Origin of the sequence: Anaeromassilibacillus sp. D41t1_190614_C2 (assembly GCF_015558525.1) — a bacterium.
GTDB lineage: Bacteria > Bacillota > Clostridia > Oscillospirales > Acutalibacteraceae > Anaeromassilibacillus > Anaeromassilibacillus stercoravium.
Genome location: NZ_JADMOD010000001.1, coordinates 372,335 through 391,299 on the forward strand (window position 1 = coordinate 372,335; position 18,965 = coordinate 391,299).

An 18,965-nucleotide genomic window follows, 5' to 3' on the forward strand; every position below is an offset into this window, starting at 1 on the left:
GCAGTTTTGTGCCATCTTTTTTATGGAGGGATTGCCATGGCGGTTGTAAATCCAAAGGTGGACGGTGGGAAGCCGTTTGATTGGGGAAAGGCATCCGCAGATTATGCAAAATATCGGGACATCTATCCCGAAATGTTTTACCGGCAGATTTTAGACGCCGGCCTATGTGTACAGGGGCAAACCGTTTTGGACTTGGGGACGGGCACGGGGGTTTTGCCGCGCAATCTGTATTGCTATGGCGCGCAGTTTGTAGGGATCGATCTTTCACCGGAACAGATTGAACAGGCCCGGCGGCTCGCAAAACAGGCGGGTATGCAGATCGATTTTTTTGCTTGCCCGGCGGAATCCGTGGATTTTCCGGATCATACTTTTGATGTGGTCACAGCGTGCCAGTGCTTTTTCTATTTTGATGCAAAGAAGCTTTTGCCAAACTTGCGGCGGATGCTCCGGCCCGGGGGACGGCTTGCGATCCTCTATATGGCATGGCTGCCGGGGGAGGACCCGATTGCACGTGCAAGCGAGCAATTGGTACTCCGCTATAATCCGTCGTGGAGCGGCGGGGGAGAGACCAGGCATCCCATCGAACTGCCTCCTGAAACCGAGATGTATTTTACGGTCGAACAGGAATACCTGTTCGATTTAAAGATTCCGTTCACCCGGGAAAGCTGGAACGGCAGAATGAAGGCATGCAGAGGGATCGGGGCGTCCCTCTCTGAAAAGGAAGTAGCGGCGTTTGAAGAAGCACATATGCAGCTTTTGCAGCAAATTGCGCCGGAACATTTTTTCATTGAACACTATGCGGCGATGACCGTTTTGCGCGTTAAAAAATAGGCCGGCCAGTGAAGCATTTTGGCCGTTTGCGAGGTTTATATATCGGAAGCCATGGTGCGCCTGTTCAGACAGAAGTGTGTTAGATGTTGTGCTGGATCGCCCACAATGGTTACAAAGGGATATAAACATATAAAAAAGACAAGCTGGGAAATCTTTTCCCAGCTTGTCTTTTTTATATAACCCATTGCCAATTATTCCACCAAGGGAATAGACGATTGCTCTTCTGTAGACGGTTCCGCAGGTTCGGAAAGCAACGCATCCGGATTTTCCGGACCCTTGCTGATGACGATGACCACCTGAGACCCATAGGGAAGTTCGCTCCCTTCCTCCAAGCCTTGGTAGCCGATCGCATAACCGGATGGAATCGTATCGCTGAATGCTTCGGCCTTTGTAGGGACAAAGCCTGCCGCGGTAACCGTTGTGGAAGCATCCGCGAGTGTTTTCCCAGCGATGGGCGGCAAGGTGCGGATCTCCGGACCCTTGCTTACCACCACAACGATGGAGCCGCCGCGTTCCATTTCTTCCCCAGGGGCAGGCGATTGCGAGATGACCTCCCCCTCCGGAACCGCATCGTTGAATTCTTCGGAGGAGCGGAGCACTTGATAGTCTGCCCCGGAGGAAGTGACCTCAATTAAGGAATCGTAGTTCTGCCCGATTAGGTTCGGAGCTTCGATCTTATCGTTTGGAATGGCCGACTCGCCAGGGGTTAACTGTAGCATAGCCGTTTCTTCGCCGCCGGATGCGTCGGAAGAGGATAAACTGGTTTCGGCTCCAGACTCCAGCCCTTCAGAGGTCTGTGTTTGGATAAAAGGCCCTCCATAAGAAAGCCAAATAACGCCGACGGCTGTAAACAAGACCAGCGCCACCAAGCAAGGAATTAACATCCAGGCCGCCGTGTGTTCTTTCTTTTGGGGAGGTTCCCGATTTTCGAGCCCTTGCGAAAGTTCCGGCCCCTCGATTGTAGCTGTAATCGTTGGTGCAGCGGAAAGCTCGGCACGCAACCGCTCAAATGTAGTTGTGCGTTTGTCCGGCATAACCTGCAGTGCATTCGCCAATGCTGTCACCACATGGGGCGGAATGGTGCGCAAAATATTGGTCGGAATCAAAAGCCGCGGGTCTTCCCGCCGCTTGAGGGCGTCCTGTGGCAATTCCCCGGTCAATGCAAAAAATAGGGAAGCTGCAAACCCATATACGTCCGTTGATTCATCGGGCACATACCCCATCACATACTGCTCGATGGCGGCACACCCCGGCGTCAGATCGGCCGGAAGATCGGCATCCGCACGGCGGACCGGCGCAATGCAAAAGCTTCCCAGGACCATCCTTCCATCCTTCATGATGCGCAGCGTATCGGGGGAAATCCCCAAATGGCTGATCTTTGCCGTATGCATGGTGCTCAGAGCGGAAAGGACCGGCATAAAAAGCTGCCGGGCGGCGTTCCAGTTGAGGTTGCCGCCGCTGCGTTCGACATAATAGCGCAGTGGAATGCTGTCGTGCCATTCGGATACGGTGTAAGCAGTGTGATTCTCCTCGAAGATATCGTAAATCTGGACAATTGTGGAGAGTTCCCGCAAATGGGCAATATCACGTGCATAGCTGAGAAAATCCGCAAGGTATTCGTTGAATGCCACTTCGTTGCCCGGCAGAATACGAATATCGGCCTCGCCGTCCGTACGTTCGCATAGGCTCTGCGGGAAGAATTCCCGCACTTCTACAGGCAGGCGGAGCACCGTATCGTATCCAATATAGGTCATGCCTTCGCCGTTGTTGGATTTCATACGTCCAACAATGTACCGGTTCTGTAACATAACCCGCAGAGGCAAGGCATGCGGCGCCTGTGGCTCGCCGGACTGGCAGCCGCAATTGGGACATTCACTTTTTCCGGCTGTATCCGACATACAGTTCATGCACAGGTTTTCATAACCAGCCATGTCGTTTCCTCCACTTCTGTGGAACCGCATGGTGGGGCGGCCGCTCTTTGCCGCCCGGTCCTTCATCCCCTTTGGTTGTTTGATGGGAAAGACCTTTCCAGGAAGCGCCCGCTTCCCGGTTCCTTCGACGGTTCCTAAACTTTATACATTACTATTGTTGCTGAAAGGAACCGTTTTTATTCCTCGTCGTCTTCGTCTGCGTTCTCCCAGTTGTGCCATACGTTCTGCACGTCGTCGTTGTCTTCCAAAGCGTCCAACAGGCGGCGCATCTTAGTGATGGCGTCCTCATCGGTCAGGGTGGTGTAGGTACTCGGCACCATTTCCACTTCCGCAGAGACGAATTCATATCCCTTTTGCGTCAGGTCGTCCAGCACGCCGCTGAAATCATCCGGCTCTGTATAGATCTCGAAGACATCCTCGTCCGCCTGGAAATCGGAAGCGCCCGCTTCGAGGCAGTCCTCCATGACCTTGTCCTCTTCCAATCCCTCACGCTCGATGACGAGTACACCCTTCTGCGAGAACATGAAGGAAACGCATCCGGAGGTCCCGAGGTTTCCGCCAAATTTATCAAAGTAATGGCGCACATCGCCGGCCGTGCGGTTGCGGTTATCGGTCAAGGTTTCGACAATCACCGCGATGCCGCTGGGACCATACCCCTCGTATGTAATGTTTTCATACTTGGCGTCGTCCCCTTCGCCCGCTGCCTTTTTAATGATGCGTTCAATATTTTCATTCGGCACATTAGCCGCCTTTGCTTTGGCAATACAATCCTTCAATTTGGAGTTGGAAGCCGGGTCCGGGCCGCCGCCCTCTTTTACCGCCACCGCCAATTCGCGTCCGATCTTTGTAAAGATCTTGGCTTTTGCGCCGTCTGTTTTTTCCTTCTTCCGCTTGATATTATTCCACTTCGAATGGCCTGACATAGAAAAATCCTCCTGCCTGTTCCAGATGGCTGGCGATCAAACCGTCTTCCAAGGAGCCCCCAGCCTACTGTGTTTTTATACGTTTACAATACGTTTTATCATATCACAATTTTTTATACCTGACAAGATAATAACAACCCATCGGGAGACATTCCTCTTAGAAAATCCTCTCGAAAGGGAAGAGACACCCTCAAATCAGTGTCCGGCCGTCGCAGTATTTGCATTCGAGCATATCGCCTGTTTCGAAATAAAGCCGCGGCAGATAGGGCTCCGTCTTGGTAATGCACTTGGGGTTGGAGCATTCCACCGGGTGGGAAGACTGCGTCGGCGGCTTTTTGCGCTTGTACTGGGGATTCATCAGCATGCTGAAGATCAACGCCATGCGCGCATACATCCCATAGACCGTCTGTTTAAAATAAGCGGCGCGCGGGTCCTCATCCACGTCCGGCGTAATTTCGTCTACGCGCGGCAGAGGATGCAGCACCTTCAAGTCCCGTTTGCCCATGTTCAATTTTTCCCGGTCGAGTACGTAGACGCCCTTTTGCGCTTCGTATTGTTCGCGGGTCGCGAAACGTTCCTGTTGGATGCGCGTCATATAGAGCACGTCCAGCATGGGCATTGCTTCACTCAGGCTGGAAACTTCCACATATTTGCACCCGGCGGCGTTCATGATGTCCTTGACATAATTGGGCAGGGCCAATTCCGGCGTGGAAATCAAAACAAAGGAGTTGTTGTGGTACCGTGTCATGGTCTTAATCAGCGAATGCACGGTGCGCCCGTACTTGAGGTCGCCGCATAGGCCGATGCACAGGTTGTCCAAACGTCCCTTTTCATTATATAAGGTAACGAGATCCGTCAATGTCTGCGTCGGATGCAGGTGCCCGCCGTCGCCCGCGTTGATGACCGGGACACGCGAGTACATCGCTGCGGCTTCCGCCGCGCCTTCCAGCGGATGGCGGACCACCAAAATGTCCGCGTAGCCGCTTACAACCGTCACCGTATCCTTCAAGCTCTCGCCCTTGCTGACCGAGGAGCTCTGCGGATTGTCAAAACCGATGATCTCGCCTCCCAAACGGAGCATTGCCGTTTGGAATGACATCTTTGTGCGGGTTGACGGTTCATAAAACAAGGTTGCCATGATCTTGCCGCGGCAGGACTCGCAGTATTCCTTTGGATAATTTCGAATCTGATTGGCCAGCGCGATCATCTCACCGATCTCCGCCAAGCTGGATTGGTCCAAATCGATCATGTTGCTGATCTGCACAATGCCTCCCAGCTTGCTGAGCTTTACCTCGCCGTGCAATTTGCTGATATCCAAGCATACCACCCCATTCTTATTTTTTCCATTCTATCACCCTTTCCTGCATTTTACAAGCGCATTCCCGTCAAAGCGCACAGTACGGCCAGATATTGACAGGCTGAAATTAACAGAACGACTCTTGACAATTCTCCGGCTTTTTCGTAAAATGTGTTATCAGATATTTAATGTAGTTAACTTTTTTAAATGGATGGCCACATGGGACATGCGGCCACATAGCGGCCTAAAGGCCAGAAGAGGGTGTCATATGAAAGTCGGTTTAGACGTCGGCTCCACGACCATCAAGTGCGTGGTTCTCGACGACCAGAACAACATTGTTTATAAGTCCTATGAACGCCATCTTTCGCAGATTACGGAGAAGATGAGCGAGTTGCTCACCAAAGTGCGCGATGAGGTCATCCACGGCACGGACGCACAGATTACGGTTTCCGGTTCCGCTGGGATGGGCGTGGCGGAAACCTGTAACCTGCCCTTTATGCAGGAGGTCTATGCGACGCGCATCGCCATCGGCAAATTGATCCCGGATGCGGACGTTATTATTGAGCTGGGCGGCGAGGACGCCAAGATCCTGTTTTTGTCCGGCGGCATGGAAGTCCGTATGAACGGTACGTGCGCTGGTGGAACGGGGGCCTTCATCGACCAGATGGCGACCCTGCTGAATGTATCGCTCGATGAGATGAACGAGCTGGCGGCGGAGTATGAAAAAATTTATACCATCGCATCCCGGTGCGGCGTTTTCGCCAAATCGGACATCCAGCCGCTTTTGAACCAGGGCGCGCGGAAGAGCGATATATCCGCCAGCATCTTTGCCGCTGTTGCCAACCAGACCATCGCCGGGCTTGCACAGGGACGGCAGATCAAGGGCAACGTGGTTTACCTTGGCGGACCGCTTACGTTCCTTTCGGGTTTGCGCGATGCGTTTGACACGGCGTTAAAGGTGAAGGGGCTTTGCCCGGAGAATTCCCTCTATTATGTGGCGCTCGGCGCTGCATTCAGCAGTGCGACTTCCATTGACCTAGAAACGGCTTTAAAGAATATTGCAAACTATGGAACAAAAGCGGCGTTCCTCTCCATTGAACCGCTGTTCAACAACGAAGAGGAATATGAGGCTTTCCGTAAGCGTCACGAGGCGTGCAAAGCGCCGCGGGGCGACATCGCCTCCTATCAGGGGGAGGCCTATCTCGGCGTCGATGCGGGTTCCACCACCGTCAAAACCGTGTTGCTCGGCAAGGACGGGGAGATCCTCGATTCGATGTATCAGAGCAACTCCGGCAACCCGGTCCCGATCATCCGGGAATATTTGTTGGGGCTGTATCACGATCATCCCAATATTCAGATCCGCTCCTCCGCCGTCACCGGATACGGGGAAGAGCTCTTGAAAAACGCATTTGGAATTGACTGGGGCATTGTGGAAACCGTCGCGCATTTTACGGCGGCCAAGCATTTCCTGCCGGATGTGGATTTTGTCATCGATATCGGCGGCCAGGATATGAAATGCTTCAAGATCCGCAAGGGCGCCATCGATAATATCTTTTTGAACGAGGCTTGTTCTTCTGGATGCGGGTCCTTCTTGCAGACCTTTGCCAACACATTGGGATACAGCATCCAGGACTTTGCAAAGCTTGGGTTGTTTGCCAAGCATCCAGTCGATTTGGGTTCCCGCTGCACCGTGTTTATGAACTCTTCGGTCAAACAGGCGCAGAAAGACGGCGCGACAACCGAAGATATTTCCGCGGGCCTGTCGGTCAGCGTTGTAAAGAATGCGATTTATAAGGTCATCCGTGCTTCTTCCGCGGAGGAACTGGGGAAAAATATTGTTGTCCAGGGCGGCACGTTCCTGAACGACGCGGTCCTGCGCGTCTTTGAAAAGGAACTCGGCGTAAACGTCGTGCGCCCGGATATCTCCGGGCTGATGGGCGCCTATGGTGCGGCGCTCTATGCGATGAATAAGGCTGGCAAGGCCAGCACGTTGTTGTCTTTGGAAGAGCTGGAGAACTTTACGCACGAAGTCCGCGTGACCTCCTGCGGCTTGTGCAACAACCATTGCCGCCTGACCATCAACGTCTTTGGCGGAAACCGCCGGTTCATCGGCGGAAACCGCTGTGAAAAACCCGTAACAAAGCGTTCCAATCAGAGCGAACAGAACATGTATGCCTTTAAACTTGAAACGCTCCGTTCATATCTTCCGGTGGAGGGGCCGCGCGGCAAGCTGGGCCTTCCCATGGGATTGAATATGTACGAACTGCTGCCGTTCTGGTATACGTTCTTTACCAAGCTTGGGTTTGAGGTGGTTACGTCCCCGCTCTCCTCGCGTGAATTGTATATCAAGGGACAGAGCACCATTCCGAGCGACACGGTCTGCTTCCCTGCAAAGCTCATGCATGGGCATGTGGATGCGCTGATTGAGCAAGGCATCCAGAATATCTTCTATCCGTGTATGTCCTATAACTTTGACGAGAAGTTGGGGGACAATCACTACAACTGCCCGGTGGTGGCCTATTACCCGGAGGTCATTTCTGCGAATATGGCCAACCTCAGAGGATTGACGTTTATCCACGATTATGTCGGCATTCACCGCAAGCGCGACTTTCCCAAGAAAATGCACGCCATTTTAGCGCAGTATTTTGACGGCATTTCCCTGCCGGAGGTGAAGCAGGCCGCGAAAGACGCTTACGCCGAATACGACGCCTATATGCAGAAGATCCGCGAGAAGGGCGACGAGATGATCGCGCAGGCCCGTGCGGAGGGGAAGCCGATTATCATTTTGAGTGGCCGCCCGTACCACCTCGATCCGGAAATCAACCACGGAATCGACAAGCTGATTACCAGCTTGGGCGCGGCTGTTATTTCGGAGGATGTCATCAGCGCCAAAGAAACGAAATTTTCAGTCGGCGTCTTGAACCAGTGGACGTATCATGCGCGCCTGTATGCAGCCGCTGAATATGTGGGCAGCCAGAAGGATATGAATCTGGTGCAGCTCGTCTCCTTTGGCTGCGGTGTGGACGCCATTACGACGGACGAGGTGCGCAGCATTTTGGAATCCCATAACAAAATCTATACACAGATCAAAATAGACGAAATTACGAACCTTGGCGCAGTCAAGATCCGCCTGCGCAGCCTGTTCGCCGCTCTGGAGGGCTGAGCCCCATCCGAAAGGAGAATACTATGGCAGAATTGAAATTCGATAAAACGGGCCGTCTCCTGTTTACCAAGGAGATGAAAAAGGAATACACCATCTTATGCCCGATGATGTTGCCCATCCATTTTGAGCTGTTTGTGGACGTGTTCCGCAGCTATGGCTATAAGGCAGAGCTGTTGACTACAAGCGGGCCAAACATCGTGCAGGAAGGGCTTAAATATGTGCACAACGACACGTGCTATCCCGCCCTGCTGGTGATCGGCCAGTTCATTGATGCCCTCAAAAGCGGCAAATATGACCTGGACCGCACAGCGTTGATTATCACACAGACGGGCGGCGGCTGCCGTGCGAGCAATTATATTCACTTGTTGCGCAAAGCGCTGCATAAGGCGGGTTTTGATCAGATCCCTGTCATCTCGCTGAACCTTTCCGGCCTGGAGCACAACCCCGGTTTTTCGATCACCTTACCGATGATCCGCAAGATGGTAGCGGCTGTCATCTACGGCGACGCACTGATGCTGCTGAATAACCAAGTAAAGCCCTATGAGGTTGAACCCGGCGCCAGCAAGCGCATGGTCCAGAAGTGGACGGCCGAACTGTGCAAGCAGTTCCGTCACAGCGAGGGCATGGGCCTGAAAAAAGAAGAGGCGAACCTCCAACGCATCGTGAAGGATTTTGCCTCGATCCCGATCAAGAAGACGCCAAAGATCAAAGTGGGCATTGTGGGCGAAATTTATGTCAAATACGCGGCGTTCGCTAACAACCATTTGGAGGATTTCCTGGCGGAGCAGGGCTGCGAGGTCAACGTGCCTGGTTTGATGTCGTTTGTTCAGTTTAAAATTGACAACCGCCTTGAGGACATCAAGCTCTATGGGGGCAGCAAAGCGAAGTATGCGGTGGTGAATGTCCTGATGGAATATGCTACCAAAATGCAGGATGCTTTAATCCGGGCGGTCAAGACCGAACCGAAGTTTTATGCACCGGCGTCTTATGAGCATATTAAGAGCCTTGTCAAAGGCGTGATTGGATATGGCGACAAGATGGGGGAGGGCTGGCTTCTCACGGCCGAGATGCTGGAGCTCACCGAAGCGGGATATGAAAACATTGTCTGCGCGCAGCCGTTTGGCTGCCTGCCGAATCATATCTGCGGCAAAGGGATGATCCATCGGCTCCGCGAAGTTGCCCCGAATTCGAATATTGTCCCGATCGACTACGACCCGAGCGCTACCCGCGTCAACCAGGAAAACCGCATCAAGTTGATGCTGGCGGTTGCCCGCGAAAAAATGGCTGCTGCCGGGGAAGGAAAATCCGAGTGACGGTTAGGCATATAGATAGTCCATCGTATCATAAAAATAGCAGAAGGCACCAAACGAAAGACCGTTTGGTGCCTTCTTAACGTAGAATCGTTTTTCTATTTATTTGCTTGCCCCATAGGAAACAGGGATTCCAAGAGAGTGGCTTGTCATGCATTGACGTCGCTTTGCAGGCCCGTGATTTCCTGGCCTCCACGCCGAAGCTGTACTTCTACTTGTACGTCGTATTCCGCTTGGTCCATCTCTTCCCTCCAGTTTGCCTCATGCTGTTTCCAGTACGTCGGCTGGGATTGATAGAGCCGGCGGCCAAAATTGAAAATGTCGCTGTGGTTGTCTTCGATGCATATGGAGATGGCTTCCATGCAATTCTGCGTTAGCTGTTCCTCTAACAGTTCGCCGATTTTCTCATACATCTTGCTGTCCAGGGATTTTCCGCTTGGCATATCCGCCGCGCCAATGGTAGCGCCGCATTCGACCTCAATGGAAAAGCGTGGTTTTTCCCCAATAATTTGCGGGGAAATCTTTGTAGAGGCTTCCTCTAATTCCAATGTCACTTTTCCGATTTCCGGAGATTGGACGACTGCCGTCCCATTGTGGAGCTTTCCAGTGATCAATAAAAGCCCCCTTGTCTCTTGTTCATCGAGATCAGCTACCAGCTGATCGCCGGAAAAGACCGCCGTGCCACTGGATACGATCGATTCTCCATCCTGCATCACAATGGGAAGATAGGGGGAAGACCCTTCTCCGCGCAGCTGGTTGATCACATCCAACATCTCTGTCTGGACAGTCTCCCCATTATACTTTCCACCCTTGGCCAGCTCTGCGATATCGCGCGCCTGGATATATTTTCCGTCCTCCTGCTCCGTGCTGAGGATGTCTTCGGCGGAGGAATCGGCCATGAGGACGTTCACAGTGGGATGGGATTCCGGATAGCGGATAAAAAAATCCATTACGTTGCTAAGCCCTTCTTCGGCACAGCCGCGTCCCAGAACCAAAACCAGGCTATGGCTATAAAGCGGTTTCTTCCCGTTGGCGAGCGTGATGGCACTCAGGGCGTCCATGGCGGAATCCCCTTCGCCGTTCATGAGGGACACGGTATTTTCCTCCTGATCGCTCACCTTTGTGACCTGCACGGTTGCCCGGTAGACGCCATCCTCGTAGTCTATGCCAATCCCCTGAATCAATAGCCGTTGGCTCAACTGCACCTGATAGCTGCATCCTTGCAGGGAAAGGCAGGAAATGAGTGCAAATGCCACGGCAAGGCCTTGAATCACAACCTTTCTCACGCCGATCCCTCCCCTTTTTGTGCTTTCTCAGGGACGCGCTTTTTCTTGCGAATCAGATCTACAATCAGCAGGACGAGCGGAATCCCCACAGCCGCCGTGATGGTGATTGTAAACAGGAGAGGAACGCCATAGAAGACCTTTTGCAGGGGCAAGGAATACGTCACCGCTACGGCTAGGGCCGCCACCAACAAGGAGGCCACGGGCAAAGCAATACGGCTTGTCTTTTTGTTGGCGACTTTGCGCAGGCAGGTCATAAATAGATAGGCGTCGGTGGACATTTGGATAAAGGGCCCGGCGACCCAGATCGTAATAAAGACCACGTCGAGGCGTTCCAAAACGCCCGCATCCGCTAGCGAAGCAGCTGTATAGACAGGAAACAGTTGATTTTTCAGATAACTGCCGCCCACACCCACCATACCTAACAATAGGAAGATCATCAGGCAGTAAATGCCGGTATTCCAGATGCAAAATTTGAGCTTCTTTTTTCCGCTGACCCGGGGGAGAAGCAGCGCCATAGTGGAAAATCCAGTGCTTCGTGCCAAGAAAAGGGCCGTGCCGGTGAAAAGCTGTTTGGGGCCATTGTAAAGAAATGGATCATAGTTGATCCACTGGATTTTTGGCAGAAGCGCCACGCCAATCCATACCATGCCGATGAGAATGATCGCCAGGGCAAATCCAGCGGTGCGGGCAATGGCCTCGATCCCCAGATAGGCGGCATAACAGACCACGGCGACAAAAGCCAATGCGACCAACCAGACGGGCATCAGTGGCTCCATGATGTTATTGAGGAAAATTTGGAAAAAGGAGAGGTAGTAGCTGTCAATCGCCATAAAATACAGTCCATAAAACACGGCGAGCAGGATGGCGCCGGGCTTTCCGACAAGACGCTCCCCGGTCTCTAGCACGTTTTCCTGTGGATTGCGGCGATGCAAAAAATAGAGCGGCAGAATTAAGACAAAATTTAAGACCAATGCCAACAGTGCAGAGAGAATATTGTCCACCATATTTTCCCCGCCGCCCAACAGGGTGTTATGCGTGAGCATAATCACGCTTTGATTGACAAATAGAATGGAAAAGAGCTGCCCTGCGCTGATACGATATTGCTTTTGCATCATACTTGCTTCCCTTTTTGATCTGGATTTTTGATTTCGGAGCCGGGCATATTTTGCACCATTTCAATATCCTTGGAGAGGATCTTCCAGCTTGCGCGCACGAGAACGTCGCGCATACTGTGAAGCTTAAACGGAGAGAGGGGAGCGCTGAAGGGGATCTGATAGACCATCTCGGCGCAGATATTGACCAGCATCACCATTAGACAGAGCGCCAGACCCCAGAATCCCAGTGTGCCGCCAACCACAATAAAGATAAAGCGCATGATGGTGACTGGACCATATAGGGTGGGCGTTACATAGGAGGCGGTTGCGGTTAAGGCAATCACCATAAGCGTAGGCGCGCCGACTAACCCCGAGGATACGGCTGTTTCGCCGATTACCAGAGCGCCCACAATGCTGACAGCATTGCTCAGAGGCTGCGGGACACGAAGCCCTGCCTCACGCATGATCTCATAGAGAAAATGGATCACAATGGCCTCCAGCATAACGGGAAACGGCGTTGTTGCCTCCGCTTGCGCAATTTTGAGCATCAGTTCCTCCGGGAGCAATTCCGGGTGGAAGGTCGTTGCGGAGACATAGAAGCCCGGCAGGAATACCGCTAGGAAGAAAGCGAAGAATTTGAGCCAGCGGGTAAAGGTGGCATAAAATGGCCGGAATGCATAATCGTCAAAACTCTGAAAATTCTCGATAAAAAGGTGAGGAACAATCAAAACATTCGGAGTGCCGTCGATGATGATCGCAACACGGCCTTCGTTGATTTTTCCACACACAGTGTCCGGGCGTTCCGAGAGGCCGACCCCGCTAAATATGAAATGGCTATGTTTCCGGACAATCTGCGGGGAGACATAACCAGCGGCCAAAACGGTGTTGAGCTGTAGATCCTTAATCCTCTTTTTTACCCGTGAAAGGACTTTTGGGGAAACGGTATCCCGCAGATAGCAGACGCAAATATTTGTTTTGCTCTCCTTTCCCACAGTAAAGATTTCAAATTTTAGTTTTGGGGTGTGCATCCTTCTGCGGATCATGGACATGTTGATTAAGAACGGTTCGACAAAGCCTTCCCGGGACCCACGCTGCGTCATCTCATTTTGGGGCTCGGAAATGCCGCGGAACGAGAACCCCTGCACGCTGAAGGCCATCATGCGGATGCAGCCGTCGATGGCGATGAGAGCAAACCCATTCATCAATTTTTGTATCGCCGCGTCGTATGTGTCCACTTCTGCCTGATCGACTGTGGCCAGTGTATTGTCTCGAATGTATTCAAATTTTTTGACAGGGTCCTGTTCCAGAATGGCCGCATGTAGGATGGGGTTCATGATGCCTTGTACAATCACCTGTTTATTGACCAAGCCCTCCAAGGTCAGCAAGGCGGCGTCCGTCCCTGTAATCTGAAATTTACGCACGATAAAGTCAGCGCTTCCATCAAACTGCTGATTGAAATACGCCAGATTTTCTTTTAAAGATGCCGTCATCATCGCAATCACCTCATCGAGGTTAACTTTGCCAAATTCCGTTGGTTTTATGCATATCCCGTCCATTGTAAAACGTTTCGCATAATTCTGACGGCTTGGGTTCATACTGAAATAGGAAAACAAAACGATTTGGATGGTGACATGGCAATGACGATTTCTCTTATCCGTACCCTGCTGCTATACATAGTGATTATTGTAGCAGTCAGGCTCATGGGCAAGCGCCAGATCAGCGAATTACAGACCAGCGAGCTGGTGGTCACGCTCCTAATCTCTGACATTGCGGCGATCCCCATGCAGGATACGGGACAGCCGTTGGTGAGTGGGTTTATCCCGATCGCAGTCCTGGTGATGTGCGAGATTGTTGTCTCGGTTTTAATGCTCAAGATCCCGAAATTCCGCCGCGTGGTGTGCGGCCGCCCAATTGTTGTGATCAGCGATGGGAAGCTGATTCAATCTGAGATGAAGCGCCTGCGCATGTCTACGGAGGACTTGGGGGAACAATTGCGGCAACGGAATGTCTTCAGCCTGGATGACGTCGCTTATGCGATTATCGAGACGAACGGCAAGTTAAGCGTCATCAAAAAGCCGGATAAGGAAACCCCGACGGTCGGGATGATGGGGGTCGCTTTGCCGAATACGGGCATTGAAACGGTGGTCATCAGCGACGGTATCCTTTCCGAATTTGCCATGAAGCTATGCAATAAAAGCCCGGAATGGATTCGTGGGATTTTGCATGCCAAAAATATCCGCCAGGAAGATGTGTTTATTATGACCGCGAACACAAAGGGCGATTACAATATCATTCCAAAGGAAAGGGGGACATCGTTGTGAAGCGGCTTTGGGCGGCAGTGGCAATTCTGGTTGTAGTGACTGGATTGTGTTGGTGGGGTGTACACACCACCATCGAACTTTCCAATGAACTGAGCGGCACGCTGCAAGAAGCACGCAATGCTGCAGAGCAAGGAGATTTTGAGCGTGCTGCCGGTTTAAGCAACCAAGCGGAGGAAAATTGGCGGAAATTCCATAAGACGCTGTCCACGTTTATTCAGCACACACGCTTGGAGGCGATTGACCTCTCTCTTGCATCTCTCTCCCCGTTGATTGAACATGGGGCAGTTGATGAATTCAGCTCGGAATGTGCGCGCGCAGCCGCACAAATTGCCAGCTTGCAGGAGGCGGAGCTGCCCATCTTGGAGAATATCCTTTAGCCGCATGGATTTATTGCAACAGAAAAGGAGCTGTCTGGCTGTAAAAACGCAGCCGGATAGCTCCTTTTTATGTTCCGCTTTATATTAAAGAATGGAAGAACGTGCGGGTACAACAAAAGGCCCAGTAGCTATTCAGTGGGACAACCCTAATACCCGCTGGGCATTCTTATAATAAATATTTTCTTTTTCGCGATCGGTCAAATGGGTGCGCTCGATGAATGCAAATTCGTCGCAAGAACGGCTCCACGGGCAATCGCTGGCGAACAGGACGCGCTCAGACCCATGCTTGGAGACCAGGCGCTCAAACTGCTCCGGGGAGCACAGGCGGGCGGACATCGCGGTGTCGATGTAAAGCGGTAAGCCGGCGACATACTCTTCCGCCTCCTGATAGCGTGCCATCCCGCCCATATGCGCGGCAATCACTGTCATGTGCGGGAAGAGCTTGACCACTTTGGCCACTGCCTGCGGCGTGGCGTGAATCAAATCAGGGGAGAGGGGGTCCCAGCCCGTGTGGAACGTTACAGGCAATCCCAGGGAGGAGATGGCATCATAGATCGGGAACATTTTGGGATCGTCAATGAGAAAGCCCTGGTAATCCGGATGTAGCTTTACCCCATATAGGCCGAGGTCCTTAATCCGTTGCAGCTCGTCGAGTGCGTCCGGCGCGTCGGGATGGACGGAACCGAAGCCATAGATGGTAGGATCATCGATCGAAGCGGCCCAATTGTTGACTACGGTCTGTTGGGTCGGCTTGGTGGCGATGTTCATCGCCATGGCCGCATCGACGCCCCAGCTCTTCAGTTTTTCCTTTGTATCGGATAGGGTGCCGTTTGTAAAATAAGGGCTTTTGCAGATGTTGGCGAGATTGGTTAGCGCTTTTTGGGCGATTTTTTCGGAAAACATGTGAACATGTGCATCAATCAGCATGACAAAACTCCTGTTCTGAAAGGACAGCGGCCTGCATTCCAAAAGGTTTCCAGAGGGAAGAAGGAAACAGACCTGTCCGGGATTACAAAAAAGATGCGGGCGCAACGCACCCGCATCTTCCATATGCAAAGCTAATATAGCTTGCCATATTTTGTTTTATCAGTCGCTGCTGAACGGGAGCAGCGCAAGATGACGGGCGCGCTTAATCGCAACCGTCAGCTGACGCTGATGGCGCGCGCAAGTGCCGGTTACTCTGCGGGGCAGAATCTTTGCTCTCTCAGAGATAAAGCGGCGCAGTTTTGCGACATCCTTGTAATCAATGGTCTCGATCTTATCTACGCAGAAGCTGCAAACCTTTTTGCGGCCTTTGCGTCCACCCGGACGGCGGTTATCGCGCTCGGGTCTATCACCGTATGCCATAACGGAAACCTCCTTTTTTCAGTCTTTTCAGTCAAATGGAATTAGAACGGCAGATCATCGTCGGAGGGAATCTCCTCAAAATCACCCGTATTGCCGCTTGTGTAAGCGGGAGCGGGCTGTTCTGGGATCGGCTCCATTCTGGAGTGATAATTGTTCTCGTAGTTGCCACCGCCATAATTTCCTGCCGCGTAACCGCCTCCAGCGGAGGAATCACGCTTTGGCTCGGCAAAATGGACGTTGTCCGCAACGATTTCGAAGGCTTTGCGCTTATTGCCCTGGCTATCCGTGTAGGTGCGCGTTTGAATCGAACCCTGCACAGCCACCAGCTGCCCCTTGCGGAAGTATTTGCATACAAAATCCGCGGTGCTCCGCCAAGCGACAATATCGATGAAATCGGTCTGCCGGTCGGAACCGGCCTTTACATACGAACGGTCCACAGCGAGTGTAAAACTCGTCACAGAAATATCGTTGGCCGTATGGCGCAACTCTGGGTCAGCCACAAGGCGGCCCATCAAAACAGCAACATTGAGCATTCAGATCACTCTTTCTTTGCCTTTTCCGGCTCTTTCTTGATGATCAAGGAACGAAGAACACCGTCGGTGATCTTGTAGATACGGTCCAGTTCTGCGGTGAAGGCAGGCACGCTCGTGAAATCGATCAGAACATAATAGCCCTCCGCCTCTTTGTTGATGAGGTATGCAAGTCTGCGCTTGCCCCACTCATCCACGCCGTCGACCGTACCGTTTGCAGCGATCAGATCCTTGAACTTCTGGACCAAGGATGCGATGCCGTCCTCTCCCAACTTGGTGGAAAGAATGAAAACGGTCTCATAGGAATTTGTTACTTCTGGCATTGTATTGCACCTCCTTTTGGACGTTAGGCCCCGGATAGAACTTCCGGAGCAAGGATAGAAAGCCAAGAATATGGCTAACAGACATAATTATAACAGCGATAAACCGATGCGTCAACTAAAATTTTACAGGGTTTTGCTGATTTCCTTTAGATATGCCCGGAAAGCGCTTCCAATCTCTGGGTGCTGAAGCGCAACCTCGACCGAAGCCTGCATGATGCCGAGCTTATTGCCCATGTCGTAGCGTGTGCCGGTGAAATCCACCGCAACCATCCCTTTGTTGCGTGCCATGGTCCCCATCGCGTCGGTCAGCTGAATCTCCCCGCCGGCGCCGGGATTTGTGTTGTCCAAAATGTCGAAGATGTCCGGAGTCAGGACGCAGCGGCCCAGGATGGAAAACAGAGAAAGGATCTTATCCGGCGTGGGCTTTTCCACCATATCCGTACACTTATAGTAATTGTCGTGAATCGGCTCGACTTTCAGGGAGCTGTATTTTGTAATCGCTTCCGGCGTCACTTCCTTCACGCCCAACACACCGAGGCCGAACTCCTCGTAGGCGCGGATGAGCTGGCCGCAGGCCGGGTCCTCCCCGATGATGACGTCGTCGCCGTATAGGACGGCGAAGGGCTCGTTACCGACAAAGGAACGCGCGCAGTTGACGGCATGTCCCAAGCCGCGCGTCTCCTTTTGGCGGACAAAATAGATATTGGCCATATGGGAGATGTCCACGATCTCTTTGAGAATCTTTTCCTTTTCCGGGCCTCCGCTGGTCAAACGCGCCTCCAATTCCGGGACGCGGTCGAAGTGGTCTTCAATCAGACCTTTCCCGCGGTTGGTGATGATGAGGATGTCTGTGATGCCGGAGTGGACCGCCTCCTCAACGATGTATTGAATGGCAGGTTTGTCCACGATCGGGAGCATTTCCTTCGGCATGGATTTGGTGGCCGGAAGCACACGTGTGCCCAAGCCGGCAGCGGGGATAACGGCTTTTGTTACCTTCACTGGGATTCCTCCTTAAAGTCATGATGGAACGTGCGTAGCGCCTGTGTTTTTCTGTCCTTAGCCTATGTGTAAAGAATCGCAGTATACTTTCCTGTGCGATGGGATTCTACTTTTCATTTAATAGAGAAAGAGCTGAGGGAGATAAACCACAATCATATAACAAATCAACAGACAGATGGCCAGGGAGGTGTTCACACCGCCGTGCAGCTGCAAACGGACGGCATAATCCGACGGGTCGGGGTTTTCCTCCCGGAGCGTGCGGATTTTGCGGATACAGTGGTTCATATACATGCGGTTTCCATTGAATCCGACAAACAGCATGAGAGCAAACCGGAGCAGAGAGAGCAGGCTGGGGGCCCATACCAAGAAAATCTGCCAGGGAGCCTGCTGCATCAGCAGCGCCATGAACTGGACCGACTGTTCCATGGTCGGGTAGGCGGCGTTGATATCCACGCCGACCTGCTGCATCAGATCCATAATGATAGGCGTGGCAAAGCGATAGGAGATAAAGGTGGAAAGCACATAGATCAGCAACATAATCCCCGTGAAAATGGCGCCCCATTTATATTGTTTGCGGTAAAGCATCCAACCGCCAGAGCAGAGAAACGCGGAAAAATTGAACCGGTTCCGATGGTAGCGCTTCCGGTTGACAAAGGCCGGAATATAATATTGGGGATTGGTTTGTACAAATTTCGCTGCATCGCCCGCCGTGACGCCGTCTCCGAGGGGTTCCTCCGGTCTAACGCCGCCCATAGGGTCGAAGGCGAACGGGTAAGGGCCGCTGTACGGGGCGTTTGGTGCGCCAGGGTTTTGATAGGGCGGGGAATTCGGCACGCCGGGATTCTGATAGGGAGAAGCATTGGGGTTCGGTGTCCCGTATGGGGAATATCCTCCATTTGGTGAGGCACCTTTGCTTGCTCCACCGCTTAACAGCTGACCACATTGGTCGCAAAACAGCGACTCACGGGCATTTTTCTTGCCGCAGCGTGGACAGACCTTCCCTTCGGCGTCTGTTTCCGTTTGCTTTTCCGGGGGCTTCCATGCATCCGGTGTTCCGTGCTTTTCTTGAAAAATACAATGTCCAGCTTGCTGATAGCAGGCACGATGATAAGGCGCGCCGCATTCCGGACAGACGACAATGTCGTCGTCAGAGGTAAACGGTTTGCCGCACACAGGGCATTTCAAACCGGTATAATCCATTCTGTGTCCTCCTTGTTGGGGCCCTTTTTGACC

Annotated in this window: 17 protein-coding genes; 5 read left to right on the forward strand and 12 right to left on the reverse strand. The window is 52.4% G+C overall.

Features of this window, described 5'->3' with window-relative positions:
- Positions 1–36 precede the first annotated feature (36 nt).
- Positions 37–831, forward strand: a complete 795-nt coding sequence (locus tag I2G69_RS01585; protein WP_195560085.1) for a class I SAM-dependent methyltransferase — start codon at positions 37–39, stop codon at positions 829–831.
- A gap of 191 nt (positions 832–1,022) precedes the next feature.
- On the opposite strand, the gene I2G69_RS01590 is transcribed toward I2G69_RS01585, so the two are convergent.
- From I2G69_RS01590 to pyrB, 3 genes are all read right to left on the reverse strand, one after another.
- The gene (locus tag I2G69_RS01590) at positions 1,023–2,762 is read right to left on the reverse strand and encodes a PASTA domain-containing protein (RefSeq protein ID WP_195560086.1); all 1,740 of its coding nucleotides are present in this window, start codon (positions 2,760–2,762) and stop codon (positions 1,023–1,025) included.
- A gap of 176 nt (positions 2,763–2,938) precedes the next feature.
- A complete protein-coding gene (locus tag I2G69_RS01595; RefSeq protein ID WP_087232906.1) occupies positions 2,939–3,685 on the reverse strand; it encodes a YebC/PmpR family DNA-binding transcriptional regulator in 747 nt (248 codons plus the stop codon).
- A 190-nt stretch (positions 3,686–3,875) separates the two neighbouring features.
- Positions 3,876–4,934: an aspartate carbamoyltransferase gene (pyrB, locus tag I2G69_RS01600; protein ID WP_191395316.1), complete on the reverse strand. Its 1,059-nt coding sequence runs from the start codon at positions 4,932–4,934 to the stop codon at positions 3,876–3,878.
- Positions 4,935–5,250: 316 nt separating this feature from the next.
- On the opposite strand from pyrB, the gene I2G69_RS01605 reads away from it, so the two are divergent.
- Together I2G69_RS01605 and I2G69_RS01610 are read left to right on the forward strand one after the other, a co-directional pair.
- Complete coding sequence (locus I2G69_RS01605; protein WP_191395276.1) at positions 5,251–8,145, forward strand: acyl-CoA dehydratase activase-related protein; 2,895 nt, start codon at positions 5,251–5,253, stop codon at positions 8,143–8,145.
- A 23-nt stretch (positions 8,146–8,168) separates the two neighbouring features.
- Entirely contained in the window at positions 8,169–9,458 is a 1,290-nt protein-coding gene (locus tag I2G69_RS01610; RefSeq protein WP_087232912.1) for a 2-hydroxyacyl-CoA dehydratase, read from the forward strand.
- A gap of 146 nt (positions 9,459–9,604) precedes the next feature.
- Here the strand turns inward: I2G69_RS01610 and I2G69_RS01615 are convergent, their stop codons facing one another.
- From I2G69_RS01615 to I2G69_RS01625, 3 genes are read right to left on the reverse strand one after another with little or no spacing between them, the layout of a single operon-like run.
- A complete protein-coding gene (locus I2G69_RS01615; protein ID WP_195560087.1) occupies positions 9,605–10,741 on the reverse strand; it encodes a Ger(x)C family spore germination protein in 1,137 nt (378 codons plus the stop codon).
- On the reverse strand, positions 10,738–11,856 hold the full coding sequence (locus tag I2G69_RS01620; protein ID WP_195560088.1) for a GerAB/ArcD/ProY family transporter: 1,119 nt from the start codon (positions 11,854–11,856) through the stop codon (positions 10,738–10,740). Before I2G69_RS01620 ends, I2G69_RS01615 begins: the two co-directional genes overlap by 4 nt.
- Entirely contained in the window at positions 11,853–13,328 is a 1,476-nt protein-coding gene (locus I2G69_RS01625; protein WP_191395279.1) for a spore germination protein, read from the reverse strand. The genes I2G69_RS01620 and I2G69_RS01625 overlap by 4 nt, the downstream gene beginning before the upstream one ends.
- Before the next feature lie 138 nt (positions 13,329–13,466).
- Between I2G69_RS01625 and I2G69_RS01630 the strand changes: the two genes are divergently transcribed.
- Together I2G69_RS01630 and I2G69_RS01635 are read left to right on the forward strand one after the other, a co-directional pair.
- Positions 13,467–14,156: a DUF421 domain-containing protein gene (locus tag I2G69_RS01630; protein ID WP_243254734.1), complete on the forward strand. Its 690-nt coding sequence runs from the start codon at positions 13,467–13,469 to the stop codon at positions 14,154–14,156.
- Positions 14,153–14,533, forward strand: a complete 381-nt coding sequence (locus tag I2G69_RS01635) for a DUF4363 family protein (protein WP_191362213.1) — start codon at positions 14,153–14,155, stop codon at positions 14,531–14,533. The genes I2G69_RS01630 and I2G69_RS01635 overlap by 4 nt, the downstream gene beginning before the upstream one ends.
- 132 nt (positions 14,534–14,665) lie before the next feature.
- On the opposite strand, the gene I2G69_RS01640 is transcribed toward I2G69_RS01635, so the two are convergent.
- From I2G69_RS01640 to I2G69_RS01665, 6 genes are all read right to left on the reverse strand, one after another.
- Complete coding sequence (locus tag I2G69_RS01640; protein WP_243254735.1) at positions 14,666–15,460, reverse strand: amidohydrolase family protein; 795 nt, start codon at positions 15,458–15,460, stop codon at positions 14,666–14,668.
- A 159-nt stretch (positions 15,461–15,619) separates the two neighbouring features.
- Positions 15,620–15,880, reverse strand: coding sequence for a 30S ribosomal protein S18 (rpsR, locus tag I2G69_RS01645; protein WP_087232927.1), 261 nt, complete (start codon positions 15,878–15,880; stop codon positions 15,620–15,622).
- A 41-nt stretch (positions 15,881–15,921) separates the two neighbouring features.
- Positions 15,922–16,413, reverse strand: coding sequence for a single-stranded DNA-binding protein (locus I2G69_RS01650; RefSeq protein ID WP_087232930.1), 492 nt, complete (start codon positions 16,411–16,413; stop codon positions 15,922–15,924).
- A gap of 5 nt (positions 16,414–16,418) precedes the next feature.
- A complete protein-coding gene (gene rpsF, locus I2G69_RS01655) occupies positions 16,419–16,733 on the reverse strand; it encodes a 30S ribosomal protein S6 (RefSeq protein ID WP_087232933.1) in 315 nt (104 codons plus the stop codon).
- A 123-nt stretch (positions 16,734–16,856) separates the two neighbouring features.
- A complete protein-coding gene (gene galU / locus I2G69_RS01660) occupies positions 16,857–17,732 on the reverse strand; it encodes a UTP--glucose-1-phosphate uridylyltransferase GalU (RefSeq protein WP_087232936.1) in 876 nt (291 codons plus the stop codon).
- A 117-nt stretch (positions 17,733–17,849) separates the two neighbouring features.
- A complete protein-coding gene (locus I2G69_RS01665; RefSeq protein WP_195560089.1) occupies positions 17,850–18,932 on the reverse strand; it encodes an RING finger protein in 1,083 nt (360 codons plus the stop codon).
- Positions 18,933–18,965 lie beyond the last annotated feature (33 nt).